20 protein-coding genes are annotated in these 19,198 nt (G+C 31.6%); 16 read left to right on the plus strand and 4 right to left on the minus strand.

Annotation, left to right across the window (positions count from 1 at the left end):
- Positions 1-4 precede the first annotated feature (4 nt).
- The gene (locus tag Q4548_RS09745) at positions 5-1,318 is read right to left on the minus strand and encodes a DUF4270 family protein (RefSeq protein WP_303454298.1); all 1,314 of its coding nucleotides are present in this window, start codon (positions 1,316-1,318) and stop codon (positions 5-7) included.
- A 272-nt stretch (positions 1,319-1,590) separates the two neighbouring features.
- On the opposite strand from Q4548_RS09745, the gene Q4548_RS09750 reads away from it, so the two are divergent.
- The 6 genes from Q4548_RS09750 to Q4548_RS09775 all read left to right on the plus strand — a co-directional run bounded on the left by Q4548_RS09750 (position 1,591) and on the right by Q4548_RS09775 (position 7,312).
- The gene (locus Q4548_RS09750) at positions 1,591-2,580 is read left to right on the plus strand and encodes a kelch repeat-containing protein (RefSeq protein WP_303454300.1); all 990 of its coding nucleotides are present in this window, start codon (positions 1,591-1,593) and stop codon (positions 2,578-2,580) included.
- A gap of 332 nt (positions 2,581-2,912) precedes the next feature.
- Positions 2,913-3,767, plus strand: coding sequence for a sensor histidine kinase (locus tag Q4548_RS09755; RefSeq protein WP_303454302.1), 855 nt, complete (start codon positions 2,913-2,915; stop codon positions 3,765-3,767).
- Positions 3,764-4,474 carry a LytTR family DNA-binding domain-containing protein gene (locus Q4548_RS09760; RefSeq protein WP_303454304.1) on the plus strand — a complete coding sequence of 237 codons (711 nt, stop codon included), beginning with the start codon at positions 3,764-3,766 and terminating at the stop codon, positions 4,472-4,474. The genes Q4548_RS09755 and Q4548_RS09760 overlap by 4 nt, the downstream gene beginning before the upstream one ends.
- Before the next feature lie 146 nt (positions 4,475-4,620).
- Positions 4,621-5,199: an NUDIX domain-containing protein gene (locus Q4548_RS09765; protein WP_303454307.1), complete on the plus strand. Its 579-nt coding sequence runs from the start codon at positions 4,621-4,623 to the stop codon at positions 5,197-5,199.
- Positions 5,200-5,280: 81 nt separating this feature from the next.
- Complete coding sequence (locus Q4548_RS09770; protein ID WP_303454308.1) at positions 5,281-6,066, plus strand: hypothetical protein; 786 nt, start codon at positions 5,281-5,283, stop codon at positions 6,064-6,066.
- A gap of 175 nt (positions 6,067-6,241) precedes the next feature.
- Complete coding sequence (locus Q4548_RS09775) at positions 6,242-7,312, plus strand: hypothetical protein (RefSeq protein WP_303454311.1); 1,071 nt, start codon at positions 6,242-6,244, stop codon at positions 7,310-7,312.
- A 66-nt stretch (positions 7,313-7,378) separates the two neighbouring features.
- On the opposite strand, the gene fabD is transcribed toward Q4548_RS09775, so the two are convergent.
- Positions 7,379-8,260 carry an ACP S-malonyltransferase gene (gene fabD, locus Q4548_RS09780; protein ID WP_303454314.1) on the minus strand — a complete coding sequence of 294 codons (882 nt, stop codon included), beginning with the start codon at positions 8,258-8,260 and terminating at the stop codon, positions 7,379-7,381.
- A gap of 110 nt (positions 8,261-8,370) precedes the next feature.
- On the opposite strand from fabD, the gene Q4548_RS09785 reads away from it, so the two are divergent.
- The 4 genes from Q4548_RS09785 to arsS all read left to right on the plus strand — a co-directional run bounded on the left by Q4548_RS09785 (position 8,371) and on the right by arsS (position 11,303).
- Positions 8,371-9,066, plus strand: a complete 696-nt coding sequence (locus tag Q4548_RS09785; protein WP_303454317.1) for a queuosine precursor transporter — start codon at positions 8,371-8,373, stop codon at positions 9,064-9,066.
- Between the two features lie 51 nt (positions 9,067-9,117).
- The gene (locus Q4548_RS09790) at positions 9,118-9,825 is read left to right on the plus strand and encodes a DUF547 domain-containing protein (protein ID WP_303454322.1); all 708 of its coding nucleotides are present in this window, start codon (positions 9,118-9,120) and stop codon (positions 9,823-9,825) included.
- 10 nt (positions 9,826-9,835) lie between these two features.
- Positions 9,836-10,171 (plus strand): arsenosugar biosynthesis-associated peroxidase-like protein, encoded by a 336-nt coding sequence (locus tag Q4548_RS09795; RefSeq protein WP_303454324.1) that lies wholly within the window; start codon positions 9,836-9,838, stop codon positions 10,169-10,171.
- An 82-nt stretch (positions 10,172-10,253) separates the two neighbouring features.
- On the plus strand, positions 10,254-11,303 hold the full coding sequence (arsS, locus tag Q4548_RS09800; protein WP_303454327.1) for an arsenosugar biosynthesis radical SAM (seleno)protein ArsS: 1,050 nt from the start codon (positions 10,254-10,256) through the stop codon (positions 11,301-11,303).
- Positions 11,304-11,345: 42 nt separating this feature from the next.
- Here the strand turns inward: arsS and Q4548_RS09805 are convergent, their stop codons facing one another.
- A complete protein-coding gene (locus tag Q4548_RS09805; RefSeq protein ID WP_303454330.1) occupies positions 11,346-12,311 on the minus strand; it encodes a phosphotransferase in 966 nt (321 codons plus the stop codon).
- A gap of 2 nt (positions 12,312-12,313) precedes the next feature.
- A complete protein-coding gene (locus Q4548_RS09810) occupies positions 12,314-13,219 on the minus strand; it encodes a nucleoside hydrolase (protein ID WP_303454333.1) in 906 nt (301 codons plus the stop codon).
- A 212-nt stretch (positions 13,220-13,431) separates the two neighbouring features.
- On the opposite strand from Q4548_RS09810, the gene Q4548_RS09815 reads away from it, so the two are divergent.
- From Q4548_RS09815 to Q4548_RS09840, 6 genes are all read left to right on the plus strand, one after another.
- Positions 13,432-14,040, plus strand: a complete 609-nt coding sequence (locus Q4548_RS09815) for a TIGR04282 family arsenosugar biosynthesis glycosyltransferase (RefSeq protein WP_303454336.1) — start codon at positions 13,432-13,434, stop codon at positions 14,038-14,040.
- Position 14,041: 1 nt separating this feature from the next.
- Positions 14,042-14,857, plus strand: a complete 816-nt coding sequence (locus Q4548_RS09820) for a purine-nucleoside phosphorylase (RefSeq protein WP_303454337.1) — start codon at positions 14,042-14,044, stop codon at positions 14,855-14,857.
- A 1-nt stretch (position 14,858) separates the two neighbouring features.
- Positions 14,859-15,827, plus strand: coding sequence for an arsenosugar biosynthesis arsenite methyltransferase ArsM (gene arsM / locus Q4548_RS09825; protein ID WP_303454338.1), 969 nt, complete (start codon positions 14,859-14,861; stop codon positions 15,825-15,827).
- Between the two features lie 17 nt (positions 15,828-15,844).
- Positions 15,845-16,150 carry a hypothetical protein gene (locus Q4548_RS09830; protein WP_303454339.1) on the plus strand — a complete coding sequence of 102 codons (306 nt, stop codon included), beginning with the start codon at positions 15,845-15,847 and terminating at the stop codon, positions 16,148-16,150.
- Positions 16,151-16,384: 234 nt separating this feature from the next.
- Complete coding sequence (locus Q4548_RS09835; protein ID WP_303454341.1) at positions 16,385-17,539, plus strand: iron-containing alcohol dehydrogenase; 1,155 nt, start codon at positions 16,385-16,387, stop codon at positions 17,537-17,539.
- A gap of 305 nt (positions 17,540-17,844) precedes the next feature.
- Positions 17,845-19,176, plus strand: a complete 1,332-nt coding sequence (locus Q4548_RS09840) for an NAD(P)/FAD-dependent oxidoreductase (RefSeq protein WP_303454343.1) — start codon at positions 17,845-17,847, stop codon at positions 19,174-19,176.
- Positions 19,177-19,198: the final 22 nt, after the last annotated feature.

Genomic DNA, 19,198 nt, shown 5'->3' on the forward strand with positions numbered 1-19,198 from the left:
TGATTTAATAATTTAAATAATTTACTGTTAATTTTACATCTTCGTTCTTAAGAACAACATTCTTAACAGTCATATCATAGTCTGGAAACTGAATCATTAAGGCATAATTCAGGTTTTGTTCCGAAGATAAAATGGTTTCTACAAAACCTCCTAAATTAATACTGTAATATGTTTCATGGTTAAATTCATCTTCACTTTGGTTTAAAACAGCATAAGCTTCAGAACCATCAATAGTTGTTAGCTGACTTACAATTCTATTCTTGCTATCAACAATATAAACAACTAAGTAGCTTTCTAACGGTTTGTTATCGTCATAGGTTCCTTCTAAAGGAGCAAACGTTAATTCTGCACCTAACTGCGTACCTGTGTTAGAAATTTGATTTAAATTTCTAATGAATGGAATTTCTATTCTTGCAGATATTCCTGTTCCAGATTGTGCGTAAAACAAATCGTCTGTATCTTCACTAGATACAATACTTTCAATATCTTCAATAGTATTCAATTTTGTTGTGGTTAAATCAGAACTAATTGCATTGAACTGCTTTGCAGCTTGAGAAATGTAAAAATCTATATAATAATTATCTTCCGTTTCCTCATCTTCCTCATCTATACTGTAATACAACCTCATACTTGAGTTGTTTTCAGCATTTCCATAATTTAAAGCACTAAAACCTAATACATGACTATCTACAGTACTATTTGGCACAACAGTCATTCCCTTAAAATACTGTAAAAAGTCGTCCTCAGTGTTGATATCATTATCAGCAATCTTATCAAAAATTTCTTTTCCTAAAACATCATCTATCGCTATATAAATAGAATCCTCTTCTGTAGGTCTAGGAACAAAAGTTAATTCTCCCAATGTCTCCGTAGTATCGTAATCTAATTTAGATGTATTGTAAAAATAATCTGCATCTTCATAAGGTTCTACCGTTTCTGTAACTCTATGAATTTTGTATGTCTGAAGCTGAAGTGTATCTCCGTAGTAATAAGTATCGTAATGCAATACAAAACCTATAGAATCATAAACAGCATCTGAGCTTATAGAGTAAGAAGAACTTACCAACTGAAAATAAGATTGGGAGGTTAAATGTCCCAAATGTGATTCTTCTACACTTCCTAGTAAAATTCTACTTTTAGAAGATGTGATTAATGAATCTAACTTAAAGGTTCCGGTTTTTATAGAAAATGTATCTACTACTCTTAACTGAACACTACTATCTATAAAATCACTCCCAACGGAATAACTGCTTGTTTCGTCTGATGCACAAGAAACTAAAAAAACAGCCCATACAACCCCAATAATTATAAACCTCATTGTATTTTTTTACACAAATATAGGAGTATAACAACTCTAAACAGCTATAAAATATACAAACAGTATGATTTTATAGACAAGCACTACAAGTCCATAGAAATTCAACTATATCCCTATTCATCGATATTATGAACTTATAAAAAGACAGAAACCACCTGTTTGTCTATTTCGTATTGATTTAAAAGGAATACCATCTATTTTTGTCCTATATCTTTTTTTAAAAGAAATTAAAGGAGCATATTGCAACGTAGAAATATAATTAATGATTTATTATGAATTTAATACAAAAGGGTAACATTTTATTTTTAACAATATTAGCACTAATATTTACTGGATGTTCTAGTGATGACGACGATGACGAATACGGAAACTGGGTAGAAAGCTCTACTTTTGACGGAAATTCTAGATCTAACTCAGTAAGTTTCACTATAGGAGACAAAGGTTACTTAGTAGCTGGTTTTGATGGTGACGATTACTTAAATGATACTTGGGAGTACAACTCTAACGATGATTATTGGGTAAATCGTGCAGATTTTCCTGGAGAAGCAAGAACAGGTGCTGTAGCTTTTGCAATTGATGGAAAAGGATATGTAGGTACAGGTTACAACGGAGATAGCGGTACCAGATTGAAAGATTTTTGGGAATACGATCCTGCTACCGATACATGGACACAAAAAGCAGATTTTGGAGGAGATGCTAGATATGGAGCTATTGGATTTTCTATAAATAGTAACGGATACGTTGGAACAGGGTACACAGGAAGTGAACAAAAAGATTTCTGGAAATACGATCCTACAACAGATACTTGGGAAGAAGTTTACGGATATGGTGGTAGCAAACGTAGAGAAGGAACTGTATTTGTAATTGACAACGTTGCCTACATTGGTTTTGGACTTTACAACGGAGCATACGAAAATGATTTTTATTCTTTTGACGGAACTACTTGGACCAAATTAACAGATTTGGATGATGATGACAACGATGATGAAATTTTATTAAGCAACGCTGTTGGATTTGTATTAGATGGAAAAGGATATATTAGTACAGGAATTGCAGGAACTTTAACTACAGAAACTTGGGTTTACGATCCTACTTTAGATGTTTGGGAAGATGTTCCTAACTTTGAAGGTTCTGCAAGACAAGATGCTTGTGCATTTACTTTTGATACTAAAGCCTTTGTGATGATGGGAAGAAACGGAAGTTATTACTTTGATGATATTTGGGAATTTAGACCAGATGAATTAGAAGATGATGAAGACTAATTTTATTTTCACCAAATAAAAATTAAACATATTAGTTGAGAATTAATTCACTCGTTCATATTTTGAACTTAACGAGGTCTTAATTCTCAACTTTTTTTATTTTAAGTATATCCTAAATAAAAAGAATGAATCCTATTTCAAAAAAACTATCTACACTCATGATCCATATATTGGTGTGGATTTTGTTTATTGTTGTTGTTTCCATTCAGTTCTACTTTAAATTTGAGACCATCCCTCAAAACTTTTATACTAGGACTCTTATTTTTATTTTCGTTTTTTACCTAAACTACTCTATTCTTGTCCCAAATCTTTTACTAAACAACAAAATTTGGATGTACATTATTGTAGTTTTATCTTTCTTTTTATGCGTTTCATTAGTTATAGAACCCTTAATTTCTCCCATAGCTAATGGCATGGGTAAAATAGCAGAGATGCATCCAAGACCTCCAATGCATTCTCATTTCAGAGAACCTATGGGTTTTAAAAGACACTCCTTTCCTATATTTTTGTCACTTTCACTTTTTTTTGCTTTAAGCACAAGTATTAGACTAGCTGCAGAATGGTATAAAAAAGAAAAAGAAAGAAACTTGATAGAAGCACAAAAAGTAAATTCTGAATTGTCTTTTTTAAAAGCACAACTAAATCCACATTTCTTATTCAATACATTGAACAGCATTTATTCTTTGGCCAATAAAAAATCTGAATCTGTTACCGAAGCCATTGTTACGTTATCGGAACTGATGCGATACATGATTTATGAAGCCAATGAAAATATTGTTCCTTTAAAAAAAGAAATAGAACACATACAAAACTATATTTCTTTACAGCTGCTAAGAATTAAAGATTCTAGCGGTGTAAAAGTGAATATTCATGGTGATTTAAATTACAAAATAGAACCTTTATTATTGATTTCATTTATTGAGAATGCATTTAAATACGGAACCGATTTTAAAGGAAAAACCACTATTATTATAAAAATAACAATTCAAAATAACGAATTACACTTGTATATTTACAATAAGTCTTCTCTTCAAGACACTAAAAAAGAAAATTCAGGAATTGGTTTGCAAAACATTTACAATAGATTGAATTTACTATACCCAAATGCACATAAATTGGATATTTTAGACGGAGACAAATCTTACGAAGTAAATTTAAGAATCCAACTAAAAAACAACAATTCATGAGATGTATTATTATAGATGATGAGCCACTAGCTCTAGAGTTGTTAGAAGATTTTATTTCTAAGATTTCTTTTTTAGAACTGATTGCATCTTGCTCCAATGGCTTTGAAGCTACCAGTGTCTTACAAGAACATCAAGTAGATTTGATCTTTACAGACATTGAAATGCCTAATTTTTCAGGAATAGATATTTTAAAATCTATCGATCAAAAACCCTTATTTATTTTTACAACCGCCTATTCTCATTATGCTATTGAAGGTTTTAATCTAAATGCTGTAGATTATTTAGTCAAACCCATCCCATTCCATCGCTTTTTACAAGCTGCTACTAGAGCAAATGATTTGTTCAAGTTAAAAAAAGAAAAAATTACAATTCCCGAGCCTACAAAAAAATCATCTCATTTTATTTTTGTAAAATCCGAATATGAAAATTTAAAAATAAACCTAGAAGACATTAAATATATTGAATCTTTAAAAGATTATATTAAAATTTACACTGACAAACCCAAACCTATTTTAACACTAAGTAGTTTGAAAAGTTTTGAAGAAAAATTAGGAAATTCAGATTTTATTAGAGTCCACAAATCGTACATTGTATCTTTAAATCACATTTATTCTGTACAAAGAAACAGAGTTATTATTGATGACAAATGGATTCCCATAGGACTCAATTACAAAGACGATTTTCTAAAAAGAATAGAAGGAGCGTAGTTCTTTTCTACACTCTATCATCATTTAATTAATTGCACCCCTATTTCCTGTTTAAATATTTGGTTGGTTTTATAATCCCATTATATTCTCTTTAGCCGTTCTCTTTTTAGTATTTTAGTAGTAACCAAACTATTTTTATACTCAACATGAACAACTCTTTTAAAATTATCGAAACAGAACTTTTATCTGACGACTATTATACGTTGAACAAAGTTACTTATGAACTCTTAAATGCTAATGGAGTTTGGGAAACCACTTCTAGAGAATCCTATGATAAAGGTAATGGAGCTACCATTCTATTATACAATACCAACACCCAAAACATCATACTAACCAAACAATTACGCATACCCACCTATTTAAACGGTAATAAAAACGGTATGCTTATAGAAGCCTGTGCAGGGGGTGTTGAAAATAATGAAGATCCAAAAGATTCTATCATTAGAGAAACCGAAGAAGAAACGGGATACAAAATAAAAAATGTTCAAAAAATATTTGACTCTTATATGTCTCCTGGTTCGGTTACAGAAATTCTTTATTTTTTTATTGCAGAATACAATTCCGATATGAAAATAAGCGAAGGAGGAGGTTTGTTAGACGAACAAGAAAACATTGAAGTATTAGAGTTGAATTTTCATGAAGCTTATGAAATGATTTCAACAGGAAAAATTAAAGATGCCAAAACTATAATGTTCCTCCAATATGCAAAAATCAATATCTTTTAAGTTTATTTGTAATTCTTAGGCTAAACAAGAGACTCTATAAAGTATTTAAACAACTATTCATTTGTTCTAAATTTCTAAATTATGAAACTAAATTTTTTATTTCTTATCACCTCTTTCATCCTTTTCTCTTGTAGTTCTGGTGATGAAAATTCTTTGAGCGATAACTCTATATTAAGAACGGTGACTTATACAAATACTACAAAAAACGAAGCATACATTTATGACAATAGTGGTTTGCTTAAAACAACGCTTCTAAACGGTAGCATTAATGAGTCTTACGAGAGTGTAGATGGAAGAATTGTAAAAAAAACTAGAGGAAACAATAGTTACACCTACGAATACAATACAGATGGACAACTCATCAAAAGAAGTGACTTTGAAAATGACGAATACTTACAGTTTTATATAGAATTTACCTACGACAATAATAAAGTAACAGCCATCAGAAAAGATGAAACAGGTGGAGTTTTTGATCAAAAAACAGAATTTATTTTGGATAGTAACGGAAGAGTAACCAGCAAAAAAGAATTGGATAACAATGGAGATGCATTGTCTGAAGAAGTTTTCAACTACAATTCCAGTGGAAATATCGTAAAAGTAACCAACATAAATTCCGTTAGTTCAACTTCCACTACAACTACTTATGAATATTTATCCATCAAAAACCCATATTACACCTCTTTTAGAGAAACTTATAATTCTATTTATTTAGATGTTTTTTACTCAGGGCATAGTATTTTAAACAGTTCTGGATTTTCGGTTTATTTGCTAAAAAATGATTTTATCAGTTACAAAAGCAACAACAACTTTCCTACAGAAAGCACCAACTCTGAAAGCGAAGAGAAAATCAAATTCAACTATTATTAAACATCTCAAAATCAACAAATACAACTTGAGCAATTCGTTTGTTATTTCCTGCTTTATCACACTGCTCTAATAAGATATAAAATTTATATTTGTACCTAAAACCGCTAACAATTATCACTGTAAAATTATTCTAATCTAAGATGGTTGTACGTGTTTCTAATTCCAAAATAAAATTATGAGACATTTTAAAAAGATATCTTTTCTAGCTGTAGCTTTATCCTTACTTGTGGCTTGTTCTCCTGAGAATAGTACACTAAGCTCATCGGGGTCTGGTTCTGGTTCCGGATCGTCAAGCGGAATATTGTCTAAAAGCATCATGATTACAAATGCTGGAGATGGTGTTAACACCGGAAGCCTTACTTATATTGATACTGATGGAGAAGTAACCAACGACTATTTTCAGGCTCAAAATGATGGTGCCATCCTTGGAAAAGACATAAAAGCCATCTCTTTTGGTAGTGATGGTTATGACTATATTATAGTAGATCAATATATTGTAGCTGTTGACAAAGATTACATTTATCAAAATACTTACTACGGTGACCTTTCTGACCCCGCATATTTATTATCTGTAAAAGGTACAGCTGGATACATCATTGATTGGGGAACTGCGGCAGAAGCAGGAGAAACTCCATACATTACTTTGACAGGAATAGAAGAAGCTCCTTGGTTATATGTAAAAGGGGATTATATTCTTTTGAATACCTTAAAACCCGAAAAAATAGTTCAATACGAAGGTAGTGGATATAATAAATTTTTCATATCACATTACGAAAACAGCATTGTAAGTGTGGTTGATTTAGAGTCTTCAGGAGAAGTTACAGAAATTACTCTAAACGACAATGTAGATGACTTATTTGTTGTTGGTGATAAAATAGCCCTGTTGGCAAAAGGAAATCCTGGTCTTGCTGCCATACAAGAGATAGATGTAACAGACAACAGCTTTAGTACAAAATATACTTTTGCTACTGATGAATATCCAACCGCTTTGGTCTATGCTAACGAAAGCTATTATTATGCTCTAAACGATAAAATTTACAAAATGGGAATTAATTCTAACATTCCTACAGAAGTGTTGCAAACTACATTTACAGATTTTACCATTGATGGTAATTACATTTACGGAATCAACAGTTCTACTACTGGAGAAAATTCTACGTTTAGCGCATACAATCTTACTACGGGTTCTTTATTAGTAAGCTCTGAAATTGGTATCAATGCTAACAACATCTATATTATAGAATAAAAAACTAAAAACACAAAAACCCTAGCTTTGCTAGGGTTTTTGTGTTTTTTAAAGAATTTATTTTTCTTAAATTTCTGCACTACTTCTAGCCACAGATCTATCAATTTTAGCAAATAAACCTTGTAATACTTTACCTGGTCCAACTTCAATTACTTCCGTTGCTCCATCAGCAATCATCGCTTGTGCACATTGTGTCCACTTTACAGCTCCTGTTAACTGAGCTATTAAGTTTTCTTTAATTTCATTAGCATTCGTAACTGCTTTTGCTACTACATTTTGGTACACTGGGCAAGAAGGTTCATTAAACTGAGTTGCTTTAATAGCTGCTGCTAATTCTTCTTTAGCAGGTGCCATTAGCGGCGAATGGAATGCTCCACCCACAGGTAATAATAAAGCTCTACGTGCTCCTTTCTCTGTAGCTAATTCACAAGCTGCTTTTACTGCTTCTAATTCTCCAGAAATCACTAACTGTCCTGGACAGTTGTAATTTGCGGCTACCACAACTCCATCAATAGCAGCACAAATTTCTTCTACTACTGCATCTTCTAAGCCTAAAACAGCTGCCATGGTTCCTGGTATAGAATCACATGCTTTTTGCATTGCATCGGCACGTTTTGCTACTAACTTTAATCCATCTTCAAAAGACAAAGTTCCGTTAGCAACTAGAGCTGATAACTCTCCTAAAGAGTGTCCTGCTACCATATCTGCTTTAAAATCGTCTCCCAACACCTTAGCTAAAATTACAGAGTGTAAAAACACTGCTGGTTGGGTAACATTGGTTTGTTTTAAATCTTCTGCAGAACCTTCAAACATAATTTTAGTAATTTCAAATCCTAAAATTTGGTTTGCTTGCTCAAACAATTCCTTGGCCAATGGAGAGTTCTCATACAAATCTTTCCCCATCCCTGTAAACTGTGCTCCTTGTCCAGGAAATACAAATGCTTTCATAAAAAACTAGTTTTTCTAAATTTTGTGGGGCAAAAGTAGCAAAAAACACTCAAAAGAGTGTTTTTTAAATCAAAGAGTTCTATTTTTATAGGTCTCAAGACAAATAGTTTATGACATTACAAAAGAACAACCAAGCAACTGCTACCTATCTAATTTTAGCGACTCTGTTTATTACTTCCTTAGTGGTTTCTAATCTAATTTTTCAAAAGTTTTTTTATTGGAATCCTTTTGGTTGGTATCGCTTTGAGATTTCTGTTGGAATTCTTCCCTACCCTATTACTTTTTTAATTACAGACACAATCTCAGAAATTTATGGTAAAAAAAAGGCCAATCAAGTTGTGATTGCTGGAATTTTTGCTTCTGTTTTTTCCATGCTTATTATTTTAATTGCTAATGTAGCTCCTGCATTAGAAAACTCTCCCGTATCCAATTCTATTTTTTCTCAAGTTTTTGGTCTTTCTCCTTTAGGTGTTTTGGCCTCTATGTTAGCTTATTTAACAGCTCAATTTATAGACATTAGAATCTATCATTTTTGGAAAGAATATACCCAAGGAAAACACCTTTGGTTGCGCAACAATTTTTCTACTTTTACATCGCAACTGGTAGACACAACATTTGTAGTTGGATTGCTATGTTTTTTTGAAGTTTTATCATGGAACTCTTTTACCTCACTTGTATTAAGTGGATTTTTATTCAAAGCTATTATTGCAATTTTAGACACTCCTATTCTTTATACAATTGTTTTTTATTTAAAAAAGAAGTTTCATTTAAATGTAAACGATGAAATAAAATCGTTAAAGTTGTAATGTTTCTATTCAATTCTCAACTAAGGCCTAAAGATTATTGATCTCTAGTTTATGAAACATTTATTTTTTATTGGGGCACTTTTAATAAGCCTACATTCTTTTTCTCAAACTTCTGTTTGGAACAATTTATTACAAAAACACGTTGATGATAACGGTTGGGTTGATTATGATGCTTTTGCTAAAGACAAAACTCAACTTGACTCTTATTTAAAGTATTTAGAAAAAAAATCTCCTGATACATCTTGGTCAGCAAACAAAACAAAAGCTTTTTGGATCAATGCTTACAATGCTTATACTATCAAACTTATTTTAGAGAACTATCCTTTAACATCAATTACTGATATTAAAAAAAACGACCTAAATGCATGGGAAATTCCTTTTGCTAAAGTTGGTGGTAAAACCATAAGCCTAAATCATATTGAACACGATATATTGAGAAAAAAATTTAACGATCCTAGAATTCATGCTGGAGTTAATTGTGCTTCTATTTCTTGTCCTGCATTGCCTAACATAGCTTTTACAGAAAATAATATAGAAAAACTCTTAACCCAAAAAATGAAAACTTTTGTTAATGATACCAGTAGAAACCAAATAACTACTACAAAAATTAAATTATCACAAATATTCAATTGGTTCCAAGATGATTTTACTCAGCAGAGTGATTTGATTACTTTTATCAATCAGTATAGCCAAACAAAGGTTAATCCTTCAGCTACCATAAACTATATTGAATACAATTGGAATTTAAACAATCAATAAAAACAATCAAATGCAAAAAACATATTACGATCCAAAAGACTTAAAAGATTTTGGGAAAATTAGCCAATGGGATCAGGAATTAGGAGATAAATTTTTTGAATACTATGGAAAAGTTTTTGAAGAAGGAGCTCTAACAGCTCGCGAAAAATCTTTAATCGCCTTAGCTGTTTCGCATACCGTACAATGTGCATATTGTATTGATGCTTATACTAGTGATGGTTTAAAACGTGGGTTAGAAAGAGAAGAAATGATGGAAGCCGTACATGTAGCTGCTGCTATAAAATCGGGAGCTACTTTGGTTCATGGTGTTCAAATGATGAAGAAATACGACAAATTGTCCATGTAGAAATTAGTATCAAGTAGCTAGTCATGAGTCTCAAATTTTTTGGATACTCAATACCTAATACCTGATACCTGATACTGAAAAAATGAAATCACTCGCAAAAAGAAAAGATAGTTTAGCAGATCCTAAAAATCAATTGGCTTTATTTAATAATGGAATATTTGCCAACGGAGAACTACCAACTTTTAAACAAAAAGTTTCAGAAAGCAATCAATACCCTTTAAAACCTAATAAACTTGAGGTTTTCCAAGTAAATTTGGGTTATATGTGTAATCAAGTTTGTGCACATTGCCATGTAGATGCAGGTCCCGATAGAAAAGAAATCATGACTACCGAAACCATGCAGTTGTGTTTAGACAAACTAAAAGAATCTGGAGCTACTACTTTAGATTTAACTGGTGGTGCACCAGAAATGAATCCTAATTTTAGATGGTTTGTAGAAGAAGCTAGTAAAATTGGAATTCAAGATTTTATTGTACGTTCTAACCTTACCATTCTTAGGGCTAATAAAAAATATTACGACATGCCTGAGTTTTTTAAAAAACACAATGTACATGTTGTTTCTTCTTTGCCTTTTTACAAACGCGGAAAAACAGACAAACAACGTGGTAACGGAGTTTTTGATGCTTCTATTGAAGCTTTAAAAGAACTAAATAAAGTTGGATATGGAATAGAAGGAAGCGGTCTAAAATTAGATTTAGTTTACAATCCTTCTGGTGCTTTTTTACCTGGTAATCAAACAGAATTAGAGCAAGAATTTAAAACTGCTTTAAAAGAGGATTTTAACATTACTTTCAATCAACTATTTTCTATTACCAACTTACCTATTAGTAGATTTTTAGAATTTTTAGTTGCTTCTGAAAACTACGAAGATTACATGGATGAACTGGTAGACGCTTACAATCCTGCAGCTGTAGAAAACGTAATGTGTAAAAATACCATCTCTATAGACTGGAATGGAGATTTGTATGATTGTGATTTTAATCAACAATTAGATTTAAAAGTAGCTACCAAAGGAAAACATATTTCGGAATTTGATGTAGAAGCACTTAGTAAAAGACAAATTATAGTTTCACAACATTGTTATGGTTGTACTGCTGGAGCAGGTAGTAGTTGCCAGGGAACAGTAGTATAAACATCACTTTTAAAGAGGTAAAATTATTACCTCTTTAAAAGCTTATATTAATTGATAAGCTATTTTCAACAAATATTCTTTTTCTTTTAAATTTCTTTCTAAAGGCAATTGAGCTAACCCTATTATTCTTCGCATTATTTCTATACCTGTTACTTTTTTTAATAAGGTTGAGTTTATTGAATTTGGATATTTTTCAATTATCTTATCAATCATTTTTATCTCCATTGTAGCCATAGTAACATGTGCTGCCATTACACCTAAATCAAACTCTGCAAAACCTAAAAAGGTAAATTCCGGATCTAAAACATATATTTCATCCTCATTTTTCATCCAACTTCCAGGATAAAAATCTCCGTGTAGTAAAACATTTCCTTCTGATAAGTACAACGCTCCTATTTCTTTAATCTTTTGTTTTAAATCGGTATCTTTTTTATAAACTAAAGACAAAGCCTCTAATCCTTTTTGAATTGTATCTAAAGAAAAACCGTTTGTTTCCAAAAAAGGTAACTCAAAAATATGTTGATGATTTAAAATTCGTAATTCTTTATTTTTAGGATAATTAGATTTTACTTTGGTATTATGAATCTTTGTAATCATTGTAACTAAACTAGTTAACTGAGATTCAGTAAATTCTCTAGTTCTGTATATTTCAGAAAAATCAGTACAATGACCTAAATCATCAAACACTAATAAATTTTCATCCTCATAAAAACCTAAAAGCTTAGGCATATTTAATTTTACAGCATGATCATCAAGCGTTTTATAGAACTGATATTCACTCTTAATACGATTTACTGGAGCCGGTATCTCTTTATATTTTTGCACATAAGGTTTAGATTGCTTTAAAATAAAAGACCTATAATTGGTTTTTATACGCAATACAATATTCATATTTCCTTCTCCAGGAATTTCGCTCCAAATTACTTCTTCAGATAAATCTTTAAAAAAACCTATTCTCTGTAAAAAACCTTGAATTACTTTTGGCTGTATTTCTTTTTCTAACTGCATTTCTATTGTATATCTTTTAAGCTCAACCAAAAATTATTTTCCATTTTTTCTACATTTATGGCTGTATGAATTTTAATTTTTCTTTGAGTATTTTCTTTAGGTGTATAAAATTCTTGTTTTGTTGTCCATTCAGGATGAACTAAAGCTTCTATAATTGCAACATCCCACATAATCCACTGTTTTTTTTCTTTATCTTTTTGAGTCCACCATCTATTGTATGTTTCCCATCTATTCACCAAATAATTAGCTAAAGGCCCTTTTCCTTTTAATTTTTGATCAACTGTTATTTTGTTAAAAACTAAATACTGACAAGTGGTAGCAGACATTACTTGAAAATCTAAATTTCTTGTATTTAATAAAACCTCAACCGCTATAGAATCATTATTAGAATTAAACTCTTTTTTGTTATACTGATTTGTTGCTACCGTATGCCAAAAACCAATATAATGAACTTTTAATTTAGGAATAATTTCTGGTGCTTCTAAAATTGCAGAAGCCACATTTGTAGAAGATCCTAAAACGACTACATTTAATTTTTCGTTTTTCTTAAGCTTTAAAACTTGTTCTATAATAAACTTTGAGGCTGCAGATGGTGAAGCTTTGCTTGCAGATTTTAAAGGAATGTTACTTCCCAAAGGAGTAGGTACATCTGTTCTATCTGCCAATTTCACTATTTCTTCGTTTATTTTTTGGCTTTCTTTTACAGATTCTTTGGAGGCCAATGGTGAGGTGTGAAACTGAGCAGATGTGATTCCTAACAAATCAAATTTAGGTTCATTTAAAGCTCTTACTATCGCAAACAAATCATCTACTTCGTTAGCAGTATCTGCATCAATAATCAATTTTATTTTTTCTTGTGCAATTACATCATCATTGCCTAAAAACGCAAAAACAAATATAAATACCATTATTTTTATACTGAACCATCTTATTATCATAATAACTAAATATTTAATCACACTTTTAAGTCTTTTATACTTTAAAAACTTACAAAATAAACACCATTGTAAGCTTTTATTAGAAAATAAGACAGAAAACATAATAACATCAAAAATGGAAAGAACTAGCCCGCTTTCCCTAATATTCCATAATTTAGATTTTTTAAAATTTTACAAAAAAAATGAGCAATCAACTCTTAATTATATTTACTCGCAGACCTGAACTAGGTAAAGTAAAAACTCGATTAGCCAAAGAAACTTCTGATGAAGTAGCTTTAGCAGTTTATAATGATTTGCTAGTACACACACATCAAATCACCAAAGATTTAGAAGTAGATAAGTGGGTATTTTATACCGATGAAATTGAATTTGATGATTTATGGGACGATGGAGAATTCATGAAAATGATTCAAGCAGAAGGAGATTTAGGACAAAAAATGCAATCTGCCGTTTTTAAAGGTTTTGGTGCCGGATATTTAGAAATTGTAATTATTGGTAGTGATGTAGACACACTTTCTAAAGAAGTTATAGAAGATGCCTTTGAGCACGTAAAACAGCAAACTGTAATTGGTCCTGCCGAAGATGGAGGTTATTATTTATTAGGTTTAAACGAACCTAGAACCGATGTTTTCACTAACAAAGAATGGGGAACAGACACTGTGTTAAGAGACACTTTTTTAGATTTAGCAGACGAAGATGTAGCCATTTTAGATGAGTTAAATGACATCGACTATTTAGAAGATATTGAAGAAGATTCTGATTTATTTCATCACGTAAAAAACTACAAATAATATGACCTTAGAAAACATTCAAGAAAGTGTTGATTTTTTACAATCAAAAGGAATTAAAACACCACAAATTGGAATTATTTTAGGAACAGGGTTAGGACAATTGGTTAAGGAAATAAGTATTACTCATGAAATTGAATATACTGATATTCCTCATTTTGTTTCTGCTACATTAGAATCTCATGCAGGAAAACTTATTTTTGGAACACTTGCAGGCAAAGATGTTGTGGTAATGAATGGTCGTTTTCATGTCTATGAAGGTTATAATTTTAATGAAGTTACTTACGGAGTTAGAGTTATAAAAGCCTTGGGAGCAAAACAATTATTAATTTCTAATGCTGCCGGAGCTATTAACTTAAACTTTAATAAAGGAGAATTAATGTTAATTGATGATCATATAAATTTACAAGGAGGTTCCCCTTTAGCTTTTAAAAATGCAAAAGAATTTGGGAATATTTTTGTAGATATGTCTGCTCCTTATCATAAAACCATGAATCAGCAAATAGAAAACATTGCAAAAAACAACGGCATAAACTTGCACAAAGGAGTATATGCTTCTGTAGTTGGACCTCAGCTAGAAACTAGAGCAGAATACAAGTATTTAAAAATTATTGGTGCCGATGCTGTGGGAATGAGTACCGTTCCGGAGGTGATTGTAGCCAATCAAATTGGATTGCCTTGCGTAGCCATTTCTGTATTAACAGACGAATGTGATCCTGAGAATTTAAAACCAATTAACATTCCAGAAATTTTTGAAATGGCTGCCAAAGCAGAACCACAATTAACTATTCTTTTTAAAGAATTACTTAAAACCCTATAAAATGAGCTATTTAGAGACCACACATAATGTATATAAAGAAGCTGCCTTAACTCCTGATGTTGGTTTGTGTTGTACCACCAATCCTATTTGGGAATTGCCGGGGTTAACCATTCCTAAAATTATGCAAGAAATGAATTATGGTTGTGGATCTACGGTTCATGCTCGTGATTTATCTCGTAGTCCAAAAATATTATACGTTGGTGTTGGTGGCGGAATGGAGTTGTTACAATTCGCATATTTTTCTCGTCAAAAACAAGGAGTCATTGGAATTGATGTGGTGGATGAAATGTTAGAAGCATCTGCCAAAAACTTTATAGAAGCAGAAGAAAAAAATGATTGGTTTCAAAAAGAATTTGTGGATTTAAGAAAAGGAGATGCTCTTAACTTACCTGTAAAAGATAATTCTATTGATGTGGCTGCACAAAACTGTTTGTTTAATATTTTTAAAGCAGAAGATTTAAAAAAAGCTATTGATGAAATGTACCGAGTATTAAAGCCTCATGGGCGTTTGGTAATGAGTGATCCTACTTGCGAACAACCTATGAATGATACTTTACGTAATGATGAGCGTTTACGTGCTTTGTGTTTAAGTGGTAGTTTACCTATTGCTGACTATGTAAAAGCGTTAACAGATGCTGGTTTTGGAACTATTGAAATTAGAGCTAGGAAACCTTATAGAGTTTTAGATCCTAAAAATTACCCTACGGAAGAGTTGATTTATATTGAATCTATAGAAGTAGCAGCCATTAAAGATCCTATGCCAGAAGATGGTCCTTGTATTTTTACAGGAAAAGCTGCCATTTATTATGGTGAACAAGACTTTTTTGATGACGGAAAAGGACATACGTTGTTAAAAAATCAACCTTTAGCTATTTGCGATAAAACAGCACAAGCGTTGAAAGATTTAGGGCGAGACGATATTTATTTTTCAGAATCTACCTATCATTACGATGGTGGAGGATGTTGTTAATTAAACCCTTTTAAATCATGATTTACTTAACAGCATTGTTATTTGTAAAACAAGGAAAAGAAACTGTTTTTCAAGAATATGAAAACACTGTACTTCCTATTCTTAAAGAATACAAGGGAGTTTTAATGTATCGCTTAAGACCAACTAGCGAAAATTACATTGGTAATTCTACTGATGAGCAACCTTATGAGATTCATTTACTTTCTTTTCCATCTGACCATGATTTTAAAAACTATTTAGAAGATTCTAAAAGAATATCCTTTAATCATTTAAAAGATGAATCTATAAAATCTAGCTACCTCTATAAAGGAGAAAAATTATAAAACAAAACCTCGGTTAGTAACTGAGGTTTTGTTTGTTTTTGAAAACACTTATTAATTTCATAATTCAAACCTAATTCTCCTCACTAACACTAATAAACAATACAGTTTCATTCCTTTAACACCCTACTTATAACAATCCCAAAAAAGCGCTATCAAGTGTGATAAAAATCATAAGAAAGGAACTAACAATGGAGTAACTTGTATGTATTAATTAACTATTTAATATATACAAAAATGTTACAAAACCGAAGAATTTACTTACCCCCTTTAAGCTTAATAGGGCCCGGAGCATTAAATGATTTAGGAGAAGAATTAAGTACCCTACCATATAAAAAAGCACTTTTTGTTACAGACAAAGTTTTAGTAAAACTAGGTGTTGCACAAAAAGTATTAGATGTTATAAAAGCTGCTAATATAGAAGTAGTCGTATTTGACGATGTACACCCAAATCCAACAGTTAAAAATGTAAATGATGGTTTAGAATTATTGAAAGAAAATTCATGTGATTTTATTTTAACACTTGGAGGAGGATCTCCTCAAGATTGTGGAAAAGCTATTGGAATTCTTGCTACAAATGGTGGAAATATTGGAGACTATGAAGGAATTCATTTATCTAAAAAAGCTTCACTACCTATTGTTGCAATTAATACAACAGCAGGTACTGCAAGTGAAGTCACCATTAATTATGTTATTACAGATGAAGTAAGACATATAAAAATGGTAATGGTAGATAAAAACTGTTTGGTTTCTATTGCTGTAAACGATCCTGTTTTAATGTTAGGTAAACCAGCTTCATTAACAGCAGCTACAGGGATGGATGCCTTAACACATGCTATTGAAACTTACGTAACAAAAGGTGCCTTTGGTTGGTCTGATGCTTTGGCTTTAGAAGCGATCAAACTTATCTCACAAAGTCTTGAAATAGCAGTTGTGAATGGACAAGATTTAGAAGCTAGAAGTAAAATGGCTTGGGGACAATTTATAGCTGGACAAGCATTTTCTAACGCTGGTTTAGGTTATGTACACTCAATGGCACATCAACTAGGTGGAATGTATGATTTACCACATGGTGTTGCCAATGCAATTTTACTACCACACGTAGAACAATTTAACATTCCAGCATGTGCTCATAAAATGAAAAAAGTAGCAAGAGCTATGGGTATTTGTGTTTTAGAAATGAGTGATACCCAAGGGGCTAATGCAGCTATTGAAGCTATTAAAGCATTATCTAAATCGGTTGGTATTCCTTCTGGATTAAGAGAACTTGGTGTTAAGGAAGAAGATTTTGAAGAAATGGCTAAAAATGCCTTAGCTGATGTGTGTACTGGTGGAAACCCAAGAGAAGTAACTTTAGAAGATACCATTGCCATTTACAAAGCAGCTATGTAAGCTTAAAAAAAATTATACATTACTAGAATTCATTTTGAGATCTACATTATATCAATAAAAACCACCTTGTACAAATAGGTGGTTTTTTGTTTTGTATAAGAAGATATGTCTCTAAAAATTGCCCTACTTCAAAACAAATCTTTTTTATTAAAATGCTTCGGATATATTCTACACAAATAAAGACATTGCATTTTTTGATGTAGTATCTTATTTAAAGATGTTATAAATAGAATCTTTTTATTAAGTAGTTGGAGTTACTTGCGACAGAATGCTTGTAAATTGATACATAATTCAAATTTAATCCCATGAAAAACATTGTAATTATTGGAAATGGAATTGCAGGTGTCACAGCTGCTAGGCATATCCGTAAAAAATCAGATCATAAAATCACTATTATTTCTGGTGAAACTGATTATTTCTTTTCTAGAACTGCATTGATGTATGTTTTTATGGGACACATGAAATTTGAACACACCCAACCTTATGAAAATTGGTTTTGGAAAAAGAATCGAATTGAATTGGTAAAAGCTTTTGTAAACAAAGTAAACACCGAATCCAAAGAATTGGTTCTAAACAATGGGGAAACATTAATTTACGATGATTTAATTATTGCAACAGGTTCTAAACCCAACAAATTTGGATGGCCTGGACAAGATTTAAAAGCGGTAACCGGAATGTATTCTAAACAAGATTTAGACACGATTACCGAGTACTCTAAAGATTGTACCCGAGCAGTAATTGTAGGTGGTGGATTGATTGGAATTGAAATGACAGAAATGTTGGTTTCTAAAAACATCCCTGTAACTTTTTTAGTTCGTGAAGCTAGTTTTTGGAATGGAGTACTACCGCCAGGAGAATCTGAAATGATTAATAAACACATCAAAGAACATCATATAGATTTAAGATTGGCAACCAGCATGACGGAAATTCTTTCGGATGAAAATGGGAGAGCCAAAGCCATCATTACAGACAAAGGAGAAACTATAGCTTGTAATTTGGTAGGTTTAACGGCTGGAGTGAGTCCTAATGTAGATTTTTTAAAAGATTCTGGAATTGAATTAGGAAGAGGAGTAAAAGTGAATAGAAAACTAGAAACCAACATTCCTAATATTTATGCCATTGGAGACTGTGCAGAACAACACGAAGGTATCGGAGAACGTAGACCTATTGAAGCCGTGTGGTATACAGGTAGAATGATGGGTGAAACTGTAGCGAGAACCATTTGTGGAACACCTAGTGATTATCAACCTGGACATTGGTTTAATTCCGCTAAATTTTTAGATATAGAATACCAAACCTACGGATGGATTTGGGCAAAACCCAGAGAGAACGAAGCTCGTTTTTACTGGGAACACAAAGATGGTAAAAAATGTATCCACATTAATTACGATAAAAACACCAAAGCATTTATAGGAATCAACAACTTTGGAATTCGCATGAGACACAATGTGTTTGATAAGTGGTTAACTGAGAATAGAACTATTGAATATGTTTTGGAACATTTAAAAGATGCCAATTTTGATCCTGAATTTTACGTTCAACATGAACGTGAAATCATTCAAAAATTTAATACTGAAAACGGAACTAGTTTAGTTGCTAAAAAGAAAAGTTGGAAAAGGATTTTTCAAACAAGTTGAATTGTTTAGTCAATCATCAAAA

Origin of the sequence: Wenyingzhuangia sp. 2_MG-2023 (assembly GCF_030548295.1) — a bacterium.
Taxonomy (GTDB): Bacteria; Bacteroidota; Bacteroidia; order Flavobacteriales; family Flavobacteriaceae; genus Wenyingzhuangia.

What these genes read in the sequence shown, in the direction of transcription:
- fabD (WP_303454314.1), bottom strand. Translation starts at nt 8,260, where the DNA reads ATGAAAGCATTTGTATTTCCTGGACAAGGAGCACAGTTTACAGGGATG.
- Q4548_RS09770 (WP_303454308.1), top strand. Translation starts at nt 5,281, where the DNA reads ATGAAACTAAATTTTTTATTTCTTATCACCTCTTTCATCCTTTTCTCT.
- Q4548_RS09775 (WP_303454311.1), top strand. Translation starts at nt 6,242, where the DNA reads ATGAGACATTTTAAAAAGATATCTTTTCTAGCTGTAGCTTTATCCTTA.
- Q4548_RS09785 (WP_303454317.1), top strand. Translation starts at nt 8,371, where the DNA reads ATGACATTACAAAAGAACAACCAAGCAACTGCTACCTATCTAATTTTA.
- Q4548_RS09835 (WP_303454341.1), top strand. Translation starts at nt 16,385, where the DNA reads ATGTTACAAAACCGAAGAATTTACTTACCCCCTTTAAGCTTAATAGGG.
- Q4548_RS09810 (WP_303454333.1), bottom strand. Translation starts at nt 13,219, where the DNA reads ATGGTATTTATATTTGTTTTTGCGTTTTTAGGCAATGATGATGTAATT.
- Q4548_RS09805 (WP_303454330.1), bottom strand. Translation starts at nt 12,311, where the DNA reads ATGCAGTTAGAAAAAGAAATACAGCCAAAAGTAATTCAAGGTTTTTTA.
- arsM (WP_303454338.1), top strand. Translation starts at nt 14,859, where the DNA reads ATGAGCTATTTAGAGACCACACATAATGTATATAAAGAAGCTGCCTTA.
- Q4548_RS09830 (WP_303454339.1), top strand. Translation starts at nt 15,845, where the DNA reads ATGATTTACTTAACAGCATTGTTATTTGTAAAACAAGGAAAAGAAACT.
- Q4548_RS09815 (WP_303454336.1), top strand. Translation starts at nt 13,432, where the DNA reads ATGAGCAATCAACTCTTAATTATATTTACTCGCAGACCTGAACTAGGT.
- Q4548_RS09795 (WP_303454324.1), top strand. Translation starts at nt 9,836, where the DNA reads ATGCAAAAAACATATTACGATCCAAAAGACTTAAAAGATTTTGGGAAA.
- Q4548_RS09765 (WP_303454307.1), top strand. Translation starts at nt 4,621, where the DNA reads ATGAACAACTCTTTTAAAATTATCGAAACAGAACTTTTATCTGACGAC.
- Q4548_RS09790 (WP_303454322.1), top strand. Translation starts at nt 9,118, where the DNA reads ATGAAACATTTATTTTTTATTGGGGCACTTTTAATAAGCCTACATTCT.
- Q4548_RS09745 (WP_303454298.1), bottom strand. Translation starts at nt 1,318, where the DNA reads ATGAGGTTTATAATTATTGGGGTTGTATGGGCTGTTTTTTTAGTTTCT.
- Q4548_RS09750 (WP_303454300.1), top strand. Translation starts at nt 1,591, where the DNA reads ATGAATTTAATACAAAAGGGTAACATTTTATTTTTAACAATATTAGCA.
- Q4548_RS09840 (WP_303454343.1), top strand. Translation starts at nt 17,845, where the DNA reads ATGAAAAACATTGTAATTATTGGAAATGGAATTGCAGGTGTCACAGCT.
- arsS (WP_303454327.1), top strand. Translation starts at nt 10,254, where the DNA reads ATGAAATCACTCGCAAAAAGAAAAGATAGTTTAGCAGATCCTAAAAAT.
- Q4548_RS09760 (WP_303454304.1), top strand. Translation starts at nt 3,764, where the DNA reads ATGAGATGTATTATTATAGATGATGAGCCACTAGCTCTAGAGTTGTTA.
- Q4548_RS09755 (WP_303454302.1), top strand. Translation starts at nt 2,913, where the DNA reads ATGTACATTATTGTAGTTTTATCTTTCTTTTTATGCGTTTCATTAGTT.
- Q4548_RS09820 (WP_303454337.1), top strand. Translation starts at nt 14,042, where the DNA reads ATGACCTTAGAAAACATTCAAGAAAGTGTTGATTTTTTACAATCAAAA.